The 12,625-nt window shown below is 57.3% G+C and carries 14 protein-coding genes; 1 reads left to right on the top strand and 13 read right to left on the bottom strand.

From position 1 onward, the window contains the following. Positions 1 to 238: 238 nt before the first annotated feature. From pepE to ABLU87_RS14600, 9 genes are all read right to left on the bottom strand, one after another. The gene (pepE, locus tag ABLU87_RS14640; RefSeq protein WP_116280019.1) at positions 239 to 928 is read right to left on the bottom strand and encodes a dipeptidase PepE; all 690 of its coding nucleotides are present in this window, start codon (positions 926 to 928) and stop codon (positions 239 to 241) included. A gap of 308 nt (positions 929 to 1,236) precedes the next feature. Continuing rightward, positions 1,237 to 2,046, bottom strand: coding sequence for a shikimate 5-dehydrogenase (locus ABLU87_RS14635; RefSeq protein WP_032719358.1), 810 nt, complete (start codon positions 2,044 to 2,046; stop codon positions 1,237 to 1,239). Further along, complete coding sequence (gene sorE / locus ABLU87_RS14630; protein ID WP_116280018.1) at positions 2,039 to 3,271, bottom strand: L-sorbose 1-phosphate reductase; 1,233 nt, start codon at positions 3,269 to 3,271, stop codon at positions 2,039 to 2,041. The genes ABLU87_RS14635 and sorE overlap by 8 nt, the downstream gene beginning before the upstream one ends. Before the next feature lie 97 nt (positions 3,272 to 3,368). Then, positions 3,369 to 4,193 carry a PTS system mannose/fructose/sorbose family transporter subunit IID gene (locus ABLU87_RS14625; protein WP_004097717.1) on the bottom strand — a complete coding sequence of 275 codons (825 nt, stop codon included), beginning with the start codon at positions 4,191 to 4,193 and terminating at the stop codon, positions 3,369 to 3,371. 11 nt (positions 4,194 to 4,204) lie between these two features. Further along, entirely contained in the window at positions 4,205 to 5,002 is a 798-nt protein-coding gene (locus tag ABLU87_RS14620; RefSeq protein ID WP_122117400.1) for a PTS mannose/fructose/sorbose transporter subunit IIC, read from the bottom strand. A gap of 186 nt (positions 5,003 to 5,188) precedes the next feature. Beyond that, positions 5,189 to 5,683: a mannose/fructose/sorbose PTS transporter subunit IIB gene (locus ABLU87_RS14615; protein ID WP_025107712.1), complete on the bottom strand. Its 495-nt coding sequence runs from the start codon at positions 5,681 to 5,683 to the stop codon at positions 5,189 to 5,191. Further along, complete coding sequence (locus ABLU87_RS14610) at positions 5,683 to 6,090, bottom strand: mannose/fructose/sorbose PTS transporter subunit IIA (protein ID WP_014227521.1); 408 nt, start codon at positions 6,088 to 6,090, stop codon at positions 5,683 to 5,685. Before ABLU87_RS14610 ends, ABLU87_RS14615 begins: the two co-directional genes overlap by 1 nt. A 9-nt stretch (positions 6,091 to 6,099) precedes the next feature. Then, positions 6,100 to 6,903, bottom strand: a complete 804-nt coding sequence (locus tag ABLU87_RS14605; RefSeq protein ID WP_047722739.1) for an SDR family oxidoreductase — start codon at positions 6,901 to 6,903, stop codon at positions 6,100 to 6,102. Positions 6,904 to 6,973: 70 nt separating this feature from the next. Next, positions 6,974 to 7,921 (bottom strand): sugar-binding transcriptional regulator, encoded by a 948-nt coding sequence (locus tag ABLU87_RS14600; RefSeq protein ID WP_025107710.1) that lies wholly within the window; start codon positions 7,919 to 7,921, stop codon positions 6,974 to 6,976. A 348-nt stretch (positions 7,922 to 8,269) separates the two neighbouring features. Here ABLU87_RS14600 and rluF point away from each other — a divergent pair, with 348 nt between their 5' ends. After that, a complete protein-coding gene (rluF, locus tag ABLU87_RS14595; RefSeq protein ID WP_014227524.1) occupies positions 8,270 to 9,142 on the top strand; it encodes a 23S rRNA pseudouridine(2604) synthase RluF in 873 nt (290 codons plus the stop codon). Here rluF and ABLU87_RS14590 read toward each other — a convergent pair. The 4 genes from ABLU87_RS14590 to ABLU87_RS14575 form a co-directional block, all read right to left on the bottom strand. After that, positions 9,139 to 9,411 (bottom strand): DUF3811 domain-containing protein, encoded by a 273-nt coding sequence (locus tag ABLU87_RS14590; RefSeq protein WP_009653910.1) that lies wholly within the window; start codon positions 9,409 to 9,411, stop codon positions 9,139 to 9,141. The genes rluF and ABLU87_RS14590 overlap by 4 nt on opposite strands. A 196-nt stretch (positions 9,412 to 9,607) precedes the next feature. Then, entirely contained in the window at positions 9,608 to 10,537 is a 930-nt protein-coding gene (gene panS / locus ABLU87_RS14585) for a ketopantoate/pantoate/pantothenate transporter PanS (protein ID WP_025107709.1), read from the bottom strand. Positions 10,538 to 10,648: 111 nt separating this feature from the next. After that, a complete protein-coding gene (gene rtcR / locus ABLU87_RS14580; RefSeq protein ID WP_064358251.1) occupies positions 10,649 to 12,229 on the bottom strand; it encodes an RNA repair transcriptional activator RtcR in 1,581 nt (526 codons plus the stop codon). A 93-nt stretch (positions 12,230 to 12,322) separates the two neighbouring features. Next, the gene (locus ABLU87_RS14575) at positions 12,323 to 12,538 is read right to left on the bottom strand and encodes a hypothetical protein (protein WP_071846154.1); all 216 of its coding nucleotides are present in this window, start codon (positions 12,536 to 12,538) and stop codon (positions 12,323 to 12,325) included. Positions 12,539 to 12,625 lie beyond the last annotated feature (87 nt).

Raw genomic sequence — 12,625 nt, 5'->3', positions numbered from 1 at the left:
GCGCTTTGCTCCCGGGGGCGGCGCAGAGCGCCTTGCCCGGGCTACGAGTTCTCCACCGTCTGCGGGATGGTAGCCCGGACAGATGCGCAGCATCGCCTCCGGGGAATTATGCCACTCTGCGCTTTGCTCCCGGGGGCGGCGCAGAGCGCCTTGCCCGGGCTACGAGTTCTCCATCGTCTACGGGATGGTAGCCCGCACAGGCGCGCAGCGCCGCCTCCGGGAAACGTGCGCACGGGGTTTAGAAACGATGACCGGCGTTGAGGGTCACCGCGTCTTCTCCGGCTCTGAATACCAGCGTTGGATTCGGGCCGCCAAGGGTAGCGTGGCCCTGCGTCACCTGTATCCAGTTGCCTTCCGGCAGGCCGATAATCGTCAGCTCTGGCGCAACCACCAGCAGCTCGCGGATCCGCTGTTCGCGGGTCTCGCCTTTATGGCCTTCCGGCAGCGCGTTGGTGAAATGCGGGTTAATTTGCAGCGGGAACAGCCCCAGCGCAGCAAAACCGTTAGGGTCGACAATCGGCATATCGTTAGTGGTGCGAATCGTCGGGCAGGCCAGGTTAGCGCCCGCGCTCCAGCCGATATACAGCGCCCCGCGCTTCACCACATCTACTATCGGCGCCAGCAGGCCGCGGTCGCGGCACTCTTTCAGCAGCTGAAAGGTATTGCCGCCGCCGACGATAACTATCTCCGCATTCTCAATCGCCGACACCGGGTCCGCGACGCTGTGAATACCGGTAACCGTAACGCCCATTGGGCTGAAGACGGCGGCGGTTTTCGCGGTGTAATCATCCCAGGTTTGCGTCACCCCGGCAAAAGGGATGAATACCGCAGAACGGCGGCCATTTAGCTGCCCGGCAATGGTCGGCAGCGCATGTTCCAGCCAGGCTTTGCCCGGCAGCGTTGAGTTACTTAATAGCAGCAGTTCCATTATTTCTCCATTTGACCAGATGATTATTCGGGCAGAGATGTTATCACAGGATATCTTACCGCTTGCTGACGTGGCTCACGCTGGGACGCGCTGAGCAAAGCGGAACGGCGATTATTGGCGCAGGGATTCTCTGAATTAATCTGGAAAGTGCCTCGCAGAGTGACTCTACCGGGCGTGACAGGCTAGCGGGAACCGCTTAGTTTTACGTTGATGATTCACAGGCAAAGGAGGGGCTGCGCTGCGCGATGCAATCGACTTTCTGATCAACGGTTATTAGAGCGCCCTCCCTGGCGCTCTCCGTTTTGCCCTTATCCTCTGGCAAAGGCCGCGGCTTCAGCGACCAGCGCCGCGTCCGGACGCACGCCGGTGTAGAGCGCAAACTGCTCCACCGCCTGCAGGGCAATCACCTCCGCGCCGCTGATAACGCGCTTGTCCAGCCTCTGCGCCAGCTTGATGAGCGGGGTTTCCGGCGGCAGAGCGACCACGTCAAATATCACGTCGGCCCGTTCCACCATCGTCGGGCTAAAGGCCAGAGTTTCGCTTTCCGCGCCGCCCGCCATGCCGAGCGGCGTGACGTTAACCAGAATATCCGCCGCGATTCCCTCCGGCCTGGGCTGCCACTGAAAACCGTACTGCTTTGCCAGCGCCAGGCCGCGCTCGCGATGGCGGGCGGCGATAATCACATCGCGGAAACCGGCATCGCGGAAGGCGGCGATGACCGCTTTGCCCATTCCGCCGCTGCCCTGGATCATCACTTTGGCTGAGGAATCGAGCTGATAGCTGTCAATCAGGCTTTTCACCGCGATATAGTCGGTATTCAGCCCGGTCAGCCTGCCGTCGTCGTTGACGATGGTGTTGACCGAATCAATCGCCTTCGCCGAAGGGTCAAGCGCGTCAAGATACGCTATGCAGCTCTCTTTAAACGGCATAGAGACCGCGCAGCCGCGAATGCCTAATGCGCGCACGCCGTTTACCGCCGCGGCTATATCCTGGGTCGTAAACGCTTTATAGATATAGTTCAGCCCCAGCTTTTCATACAGGTAGTTATGAAAGCGGGTGCCGAAGTTACCCGGGCGACCGGCCAGCGACATGCACAGTAGCGTATCGCGATCAATCATGAGTAATATCCTCCGCGTGGGCCAGAAGATACTCTTCCGCCTCTTTTGACCAGATACCGTGGTGACGTTCCATAATCGCCGCCAGCTGCGGGTCGCTAATGTTTCCCAGCGGCGTAAGCGGAATGTTTTTTCCGGTATAAACCAGCTTCTTACCGCCGCCTACCGCCGGTAAATCCAGGGTGGTCGCGCCCGCCGCGTTCAGCCCCAGAATATGAGTCACCACCTTCGCGGTCTGCACCTTTTTCTCCTGCATCAGCGCTACGGCGGCGCGCATATCGTCGGTATTGCCGCCGGAGGTGCCCACGTAGTGGGTGAAGGCGTAATGCACATCGTAAAAATTGATCGGTGCGCTGAACTGCTTATCCTGCGGGCCGGCAAAAAAGTTCAGGCAGCCGTCCGGGGCCAGCAGCGAGGATGCCAGGGTGATGAGCTGTTCGTTAGGGACGAAGACGAAGATATCGTCAAAGCCGTGGCCGCCGGAGAGCGCCATCAGCGTTTCGCGGCTGGCGTCGCGCCCATCCAGATAGTGGATCAGCGTTTGCGGCTCGGAGGGATAGTGCTGGCGCGCATAGCTGAGCTTTGGCTTATTGGTATCGGTGACCACCAGCAGCGCCGGGTTGATCGGGCCATGCAGCGCGTAGTCGATGGCCAGCAGACCCATCGGGCCGGTGCCGCCGAGGATCAGCGTGCGGCCCTGCGGGCGAATGCCCATCACATGGTTATAGCTGCCTTCCTGCAGATGATAGTTGGCGTTGAAGGCGCCAATCACGCAGGAAAGCGGCTCCACCAGCGAGCCTTCAAACCAGGTATCGCCTTCCCAGGAAAGCAAACAATCCTGTTCCATCACCTCGTTGGGGATCACCACGTGGGTGGCTTCGCCGCCGATCCATGGAAAAGAATAACCGGGGCAGTCCGGGCGATCCGGCAGCTGCAGGTTGGCCTGAATCACATAGCGCTGGCCGGCGTGAAACTTGTGCTGCCACTTTTTGCCGACGGCGATAATCTCCCCGCAGAACTCATGGCCGATAATGATTGGGTTCGTCGCCACATCGTCCGGCACCTTTTTGTGGTCCTCGCCCAGGTTCGCCTCTTTCCACGAGGAGAGGCACAGGCTGTCGGTGACCACCCTGGCGAGAATTTCATCATCCTGCATCGCCGGAAGTTCAAAGGTTTCCAGGCGCAGATCGCGTTTGCCGTAGAGCCGCAGGGCTGTTGTTGTTTGCATGTTTACCACCTCATCCCCTTCATCTTTCGCATGACGGCTGCGAAATCTTTTGGGTCTAACTTGTTGAAGTAGCCCCGGCATCGCCGGGGCGGAAAAATCAGGACAGGAAGCCCAGCGCGTTACCGATAATCCCCAAACCGAAGAGGGCGAAAATCAGCCATACCGGGTTCACTTTCTTATTGAGCAGGCGCACCATCAGCAGCGTCAGGCCCAGAGCCAGCAGGCCGGGGCAGAGCTGATCGAGGATGTCCTGTACGGTCATGGTGACGGTCGAGCCGTCGGCGCCCGGGGTTTGCGAGACCACCAGCGGGACGTTGATGGTGGTCCACTTGGTCACCAGCACGCCCATCACAAACAGGCCAAGAATGGAGGCGCCTTCGGTCAGTTTTTGCAGCAGGTTGCCGCCCATATCGCTGACGATATTGACCCCTTTACGGAAGCCGAGCTGCAGCCCGTACCACTTCATCGCCAGACGTACCGCATTGAAAATAAAGAAGAACAGCAGCGGTCCAAGAATATTGCCGGAGAGCGCCAGCGAGGCGCCGAGGGCGGCGGTAATCGGCCGCAGCGTGCCCCATACCAGCGGGTCGCCCACGCCTGCCAGCGGCCCCATCAGGCCAACTTTGATCCCGTTGATGGCGCCATCGTCGATAGCGGCGCCGTTGGCCCGCGCTTCCTCCATCGCGGCGGTGACGCCAATCACCGGCCCGCAGACTGCCGGAGTGGTGTTGAAGAACACCAGATGGCGTTTCAGCGCGGCGACCTGATCCTCCTTCAGCGGGTAGAGGCGCTTGATGGCCGGGATCATGTCGTAGCAGAAGCCAAGCCCGTGAATACGTTCGAAGTTGAATGACGCCTGCTGCAGGTTGGAGCGCAGAAACATGCTCACCAGGTCGCCTTGGGTAATTTTTCTCTGTTCCATGTTGGGCTCCATCAGTCGTCAAGCTGGTCAAGGGCAGTGGAAGAGGTGGCGGCGGCCTGCGGTTCGGGTTTACGCCACTGCGGATTAAGCTGGATATAAATCAGCGCGATGATGACCCCGACGCCGCCGAAGGCCAGCAGGCTAAAGTCGAGATAGCCGCCCGCGAGGAAGCCGAGGAAGAAGAAGGGCATCAGATACTTCACGCCCATCATGCGCAGCACCATGGCGTAGCCGACCACCACGATAAAACCGCCGGCGATTTGCAGACCGCGGGTGACGAATTCCGGAATGGCGTTGAGCATATTGCTGACCATATCCGCGCTGACAAACAGAGAAATGATGAGTGCGGGAATGGCGACGCGCAGCGCCTGAACGCCCAGCGCAGACACGTGCAGCAGATCGATTGTTCTGAAGCGCGCCTCTTCCGCGGCCTTATCCGCCGCGTGCTGGAACACCACGGTAATGGTGCGGGCGAACACGGTGAGCACCTGACCTGCGGCAGCGACCGGCAGCGCAATCGCTATTCCGGTAGCGATGCTTTGCTGGCCCACGATCACCAGGATGGCGGAGATAATGCTGGCTAACGCCGAATCCGGAGACTGCGCCGCGCCGACGTTCATCCAGCCGAGCGCGATCAGCTCCAGCGTCCCGCCGAGCATAATCCCGGTTTTTAGATCGCCGAGAATTAAGCCAATCACGGTACAGGCGATTAATGGCCGGTGCGTCTGGAATTCATCCAGCACGCTGCCCATCCCGGCAATACAGGAAAAAATAAATATGGCGATTATTTGTAGGGTACTTATTTCCATAATTTGTCACCTTGAGGGTATAGAAATCCCTGCCTTTTACGGCATTTACACGATGTTCTTCAGGCTGCCTCTTTGTTGACTGCATTCTCTCGCCCCAGTCACATAGTTAGCTATGCTGCTGGTGACTCGCTCATTTGCCGCCGCGATGCATCCAGAATGATAGTGTGTAATAAAAGGCGCGTTTTATTATTCTGTAACGGACTGCTCTGCTATTTTATCGAGAATATTAACCGACGGATCCGAAGCCACGACGCGTAAATCAAGCTTAACGCCCAGAGTATCTAACTGCTGAAAGGCATTAATATCCGCTGCGTCTAATGACACCGCTTTGGTTAACTGTTTTTTACCCGGTCGCCAGGCCATGCCGCCAATATTCAGCGTGGCTATTTTGACGCCCTGCTGCACCATGGTTAATACGTCCTGCGGATTAGTGAATAAATAAAAAACCGTTTCGTCCTGATATTGCGGGTTGTGATAAACGGCGACGGCTTTCTCGATATTCACCACATTGACCTTCATGCCCGGCGGCGCGGCCTGGCGAAGCAGCGTGCGGCGAACGTCGTCGTTATACACGTCGTCATTACAGATAATGATGCGCTGGGCGTTGGCCACTTTTGACCAAACGGTGGTGACCTGGCCGTGAATCAGGCGGTCATCGATGCGTGCGAGCGTAATGTTCATCAGAAATCCTCCTCAACGGTTTCCGGTTGCCGCCAGGTGACGCAGCACTGGCTGGCGATGGTCTCAAGATGTTGGCACAGTGCTTCTGCATTCATCGTTTGTTGGTTATCGACCAGCTCCAGAGCCAGCGGTAGCGACAGGCCGCTGATGACCCGAAGCTGTGGGTTGCGCATCGCCAGGCCGGCGGCGGCGTTCCACGGGCTGCCGCACTGTAGATCGACGGCGATGAGCCACTCCTCCTCTTTGTGAGTACTTACCAACTTTTCAAGCTTATCGGCGATATCGCCCGCGTTTTCCCCCGGTACAAACGCCACGGCGCTGACGTGGACATCGCCGTAAACCATGCGCACCGAGTCGAGCATGGCGCAGGCCAGCTGACCGTGAGCGCAGAAGATGACGTTAACCATGTTTCCCCCTTAGCCGCGCGTTTTGCCGCCCGCAATGTTAGTGGTTACTCCGGTAATGTAGCTGGCGCGCTCTGAGAGCAGATAGCAAACAAAATCAGCAACTTCGCTGAGACGGCCGGAGCGACCAACAGGAATCGCATTTTTGCTATAGCCTTCGCGCAGCTGTTCGACGGTGATATTGCGGGTCCAGGCCAGCGCTTCTTCATATTCCGGCGTACGCAGCCCGGTTTTTTCCAGAATGCCCGGCGCAACGCCTACGACGCGAATACCGTGCTTGCCCAGCTCTTTCGACCAGGAGCGGGTAAAGCTGTTCAGCGCGGCTTTGGTCGCGGCGTAGCAGCTCTGGCCTTCAGAGCCTTCGAGACCGCTTTCTGACGAGACGTTAACAATCACGCCGCTGCGCTGTTTAACCATCTGGCGCGCCACCGCCTGCGACATCAGGAACACGCCTTTCTGGTTGATATTGACCATTTTTTCGAAAGCCGCTTCATTTAATTCATAGCGACCGGACGGCGCTTTCTCATCGACTAATAAACGCGGGAAGTTGACGCCGGCGTTATTGACTAAACCATCAATGCGGCCAAATCGCTGAATAATACTCTCGACGGTTTTATTCACTTCGCTGGCGCTGGAAATATCGGTTGGCCAGAAATTATAATTATCGCGATCCTGATGTTTGTCGCCGCCGTGAATATCGCTCATCTGCACGTTTGCGCCCTGGGCTAATAACTCATCGACAATCGCCAGGCCGATTCCTGATGCGCCGCCGGTCACGATAATTATTTTGTCTTTCAAATTTAACCATGTATTCATTATCGACTCCTGTTTCTTTAGATAAAGGGATCCCCCGCAGCAGCGCTGCGTGAAATCATATTCTTGACATTTACTTCAGTAATGACTCAGCGGTTTCTCGATTCGTCACCAGACAATTAATGTAATGACCGTTTAAGGCGCCAAGAATCCCGGCGTATTTCTCCTCGCCCATGGCGATACCCACCGAGTAGCGCGCCTGCTTGAGTTTCACCATCTCGATAGAGAGCGTTTTTTCGCTCATGGCGGTTTCGACCAGCGCGCCATCAATGTTGTAAAAACGCGAACAGATATCGCCGGCGACCTGGCGAGCGTTGAGATCGTCGCTCTCTTCACTGCCGTAAAATGCATGCCAGTTGGCGCCGTCGCGGATCGCCGGAGAACCAATGCCCACCAGCGCGACGTCCAGGTTATCCCAGTAGGAGGCAATCGTTTTAAAATGCCGGGACTGCATAATACCGTTGCGAATTAATGTGTTATCCAGCAGTGCCGGGAAATCAGCGAGATGAGATTCCGCTTTCAGCTTCGCCGCTGCGCCGTAGGTCAGCGTATTCACGTGGTAGCGACTTTCCAGTTTTCCGGAGGGGCCGCCGATAATCGGCACGCAGATAACCTGACGGGACTGGCTGGCCTGCGGCAGATTCTCCACCAGCGCGCGCACCGCCCGACCCCAGGAGAAGCCGACGATATCGCCCGGCTCCAGCAGCCTGTCGACCAATTGCGCGCCATGCAGGCCGATAAGATTGAGCTGATCCTCCTCCAGCAGTGAGTCGCAGGCCGCCACCACCGCCTCTTTGAGACCGAATTTTTGTTTTAGCTGCTGCTCAAGCCACAGATTTTCGTTGTAGTCGTAGTTGATGGCGATAGTGACGATGCCCTGCTCGCGGCCGCGCTTCAGCAGACGGCTGATAGTGGTGCGGTATATCCCCAGCTCGCGGGCAATCTGCGCCTGGGTCATATCCTGCTCATAGTAGAGCTGGGCGATTTTCACGATCAGACGAATATCGTCGCTGTTTTCCATCGTCACTGTCGGCTCCTGCACATTTGTGCAAATGGGAGAGTTGCTGTCATGATCTGATATAACCCCATCAGCGACCCGCTTCAAAGAAATTTTCCTCTATTTCATGATGATGTTCCGACCGTTTCTGTTGCACATTTGCGTTGCTTACCGGTGGTTTATGGCACCTTTGTGCCGGACGTGATAAGAGCCTGATTCTGCTTTGTTTCGCCGGGCAAAGTTGCCGGGCTTTCATGGGCACACTTTTGTGTTGAAAGGCGTGGCAGATCACATTTAGCGGCAGGCGACGAGAGCGCGATTCTTTTTTATCGCCCGCAAGGTAGGGTATATTTCGCTTTTACAGGAGATTTTATGCTGCCCGACTCATCAACCCGACTCAATAAATACATCAGCGAAAGCGGAATTTGCTCGCGTCGTGAAGCCGATCGCTTTATCGAACAAGGCAACGTTTTTATCAACGGCAAGCGCGCTACCATCGGCGACCAGGTTAAAGCGGGCGACGTGGTAAAGGTCAATGGCCGGTTGATTGAGCCGCGCGAAGCGGACGATCTGGTCCTGATTGCGCTGAATAAACCGGTTGGCATCGTCAGCACTACCGAAGACGGCGAACGCGACAACATCGTTGATTTCGTAAACCACAGCAAACGCGTTTTCCCCATCGGTCGCCTGGATAAAGACTCCCAGGGGCTGATCTTTCTGACCAACCATGGCGATCTGGTGAATAAAATCCTGCGCGCCGGTAACGATCACGAAAAAGAGTATCTGGTCACCGTTGATAAGCCGGTGACCGATGAGTTTATCCGCGGCATGGGGGCGGGCGTACCGATTCTCGGCACGGTGACGAAGAAGTGCAAAGTGAAAAAAGAAGCGCCGTTTGTGTTCCGCATTACCCTGGTGCAGGGGCTGAATCGCCAGATCCGCCGGATGTGCGAACACTTTGGCTATGAAGTGACGAAGCTTGAGCGGACGCGGATCATGAACGTCAGCCTGACGGGGATCCCGCTGGGAGAGTGGCGCGATCTGACCGACGATGAGCTGATCGATCTTTTCAAACTGATTGAAAACTCGTCTTCAGAAGCGAAACCGAAGGCAAAAGCGAAGCCGAAAACGGCCGGCATCAAGCGTCCCGTCGTGGCGATTGAAAAAACCAGCGACAAGTCCTCCCGCCCGGCGTCGAACGGCAAACGCTTTACCGCGCCGGGGCGCAAGAAGAAAGGGCGTTAACGTCTGCCGCGCGTCGGGGTATTTGCCGACCAGGAAAACGAGGCCTCTGCGTCCGGTTTATAAGCCTGCTTTTTCTTCAGCTGGCGGGCTTTCTTAGCCTCGGCCTCGCGCAGGGCCATCAGTTTATCGATGTACTCTTTTTTCACGCTGTTGGTTTCCGCGTTGGTCAGCGGACGGCCATGGGCGATGCGCGCGCGGTCGAGCAGGGTTTTCAGTTCGCGCTGTTCGCGCTCGGTCATCTCTTTTTGCGTGATGCGGGGGAGTGCCATAGTGGTGCCCTCAATTAGCCTGTGGTTTCAGTGTACGGTATTGGGGCTGACGTCTCACGGTAAATTGTTGTGCCTCGCAGAAAATCCCGGAGGCGGCGCTGCGCACCTGTCCGGCTACAAAACCCGCAAGCTGCACGGACCGTAGCCCGGCTAAGCGCAGCGCAAGCCGGGAAAATTACGGGTTATTCGCGCTCTTTTACCGTTTACGCGGTTTGTCGGCGATAGGCTTCCCTGACCAGTAGCCGGCCAGCAGCGAGCCGGACAGGTTGTGCCAGACCGAGAACAGCGCGCCGGGCAGCGCGGCCAGCGGGCCAAAGTAGATTTTCCCCAGCGCGGCGGCAAGGCCGGAGTTCTGCATTCCTACCTCGATCGCCAGCGTGCGGCAGGTGGACTCGTCAAAGCCAAACAGTCGCCCGCCCCAGTAGCCGCCGAGCAGACCGATAGTGTTATGCAGGATAACGGCGATAATCACCACAAAACCAACGGAAGCGATATGCGACGCGGAGCCTGCCACCACGGCGCAGATAATCGCCAGAATACAGACCATCGAAAAGGCCGGCAGGAACGGCTCCACCGCCTTCACCACTTTCGGCAGCAGATGGTGCACGACAAGCCCCAGCGCAATCGGGATCACCACGATTTGCAGAATGCTGAGCAGCATCCCCATCACGTCCACCTGAATATGCGCATCCACGTACAGACGCGTCAGCAACGGGGTGGCGACCACGCCAACCAGTGTGGAAACCGATGAGATGGTGACTGAGAGCGCGACGTCGCCTTTTGCCAGAAAGATCATCACGTTGGATGCCGTACCGCTGGCGACGCTGCCGACCAGCACCATCCCGGCGGAGAGCTCGGGCGGCATGTGAAAAATCAGCGCCAGCAGCCAGGCGGCGAGCGGCATCACCAGGTAGTGGAGAAAAATGCCTGCGGCGACCGGCGCGGGGCGGGAAAGCACGCGCTTAAAATCGTCGACTTTCAGATGCACGCCCATGCCGAACATAATCAGCATCAGCAGCGTCGGGACCCACGGGCCAACGGGGGTAAAAGTGGATGGCGTGTAATAGGCGATAACCGAGAGCAGCAGCGCCCATAATGGGAACAGCCGCGTAAGCGTGGCGAGCATGTTGTTTTCCTTGCACGTAAGTTGTGTTTGCTTGTTATTGTCCGGCCGGGATCGAGCCCGGCCATCGCTATTGTTTATCGTGCTAAGAAATATTATTCAAACAAATTATGTTCATGTTCCGCTGCGGATAAGCTCCCAGCTGAGTCCGAAGCGCGCTAAATATTTGCGCAGGCGGTCAGCATCGTTAGGATTGGCCTTTTTCTGCCGGGAGACGGCGAACAGCTCGCGTCCGGCTTCGGAGAGCGAAGCGCTGCGCTGGCAGACCTCCAGCACCGTTTCCAGCTGGCGGCGATCGAACAGATCGATTTCCATTGCAATATCAGGAGAAGATGTCGTGAGCTGCCAGCTCTCTTTCAGCAGCATTATCTCCTCTTCCGCAACGGCCAGCGTAATGCGCCCCTGCTCGGCCAGGGTCGCCATACGCGCCACGGAGGAGCCTAGCTCGCGGAAATTGCCGCGCCATTGCGCCTGCGGCGAGCAGGCAAAGGCCAGATAGCGTTCGCGGGCGTCTTTATCGAAGCGGATCTGCGTCTGCCGCTCGTTGGCCAGTCGCCGTAATTCATACTCCACGTTCGGCGCAATATCTTCCCGCCGCTGCGCCAGGCCGGGGAGGGCAAAGCGCCACATATTGATGCGCGCATAAAGATCTTCGCGAAAGCGCCCCTCCGCCACCCACTGCTGCATATCGCGATGCGTGCCGGCGATTAGCTGGAAGTCGCTGTGCACCTCTTTATCCGAGCCAAACGGGAAAAAGGTTTTTTCTTCGATGGCCTTCAGCAGCATAGCCTGCTCATCCAGCCCCAGCTCGGCGATTTCATCGAGAAACAGCACGCCGCCGTCGGCTTCGCGTAATAGCCCGGCGCGAGGCGTAACCGCGCCGGTAAACGCGCCTTTGACATGTCCAAACAGCGTGGACATGGCGTTATCACCGCGCAGCGTGGCGCAGTTTACCGCCATGAATTTTCCCGCCACCCGATGGCGCGACTGACGAAGCTGAAAAATACGTTTGGCGAGGACGGACTTCCCGGCGCCCGTTGGGCCGGTCAGCAGGATCGGATCGGTCGATCGGATCGCCACGCGCTCAATACGATCGATAAGCGCGTTGAACGTCGCATTACGCGTCTCGATACCCGCCTTCAGGAAGGAGACGGACTGCTGCTGCTCGCGCTGAAAGCGGCTGGTGAGCGCGGCGTAGCGGCTTAAGTCCAGATCGATCACCGAGTAAATACCGGCGGCGACGGCGTCATCCGCTGCGCCTTTCGGCGCAGGGCTGGTCTGCAGGAGGCTGGCGGGGAGATAGCGCGCTTCGGTCAGCAGGAACCAGCAGATCTGCGCCACGTGGGTCCCGGTGGTGATATGCACCAGATACTCTTCGTTTTCGGTATCAAAGCGATAGCGGTTGGCGAAGTCGAGAAACGCCGCGTAGACCTCTTCAAAATCCCACGGATCGTTTATCTCAATCGTATGCGGGCGCACTTCGGTATGCGGCGAAAGCTGGGCGACATCGTCAATCAGCTTTTGCGCCATATTTTCATCACGCGGCTGGTGGAGAAGCTCCAGCCTGTCGACAGGAAAATCGGCCTGCTGGCATAGCCCAACGGTAGGCCGCCATTTTTTAAAGCGATTCGCCCGCTTGCCGCGTTTGTCCAGCACCGTTCCGAGGACGCCAATGACCACTCGCCGCTTTTTCATGTTTATCCCAAAAGATAAGTTTCGATATTTAAAGATAAAAAAACCTGCTGCCGGCGGCAAGCGTTACCGTTTGAATTAAAAACAAAAGCGTTATTAATCAATTGATTGAAAAATAACTCTCGCATTTTTTATTGTTGGCACGCAACTGGCAATATCCCTTCCGTCACGACGCTGAAAACGCAGGGGGTTAAACCTCGCCGGCACGCCAGGAACGGTACAGGCCGTTTTTCGGGCGCGTTCCGTCAGCCGATGACCACCAATGGGTTCGATTCCCGATTTCATCTCCAATGAAAACTGGTCGTTAATCATAGAAATAACGCGGGGTGATGCGCAGTCAGCACGCCCCACAGCAGGCCGCCGGTAAAGGCGCCGTGCCGCAGGCAAAAGGGAGTTCCC

Source organism: Klebsiella sp. CB_Kp196 (genome assembly GCF_040061575.1).
GTDB classification, from domain to species: Bacteria; Pseudomonadota; Gammaproteobacteria; order Enterobacterales; family Enterobacteriaceae; genus Klebsiella; species Klebsiella michiganensis.
Note: the sequence above shows the minus strand (reverse complement) of the source record. Positions and strands in the feature narration are given on the sequence as shown.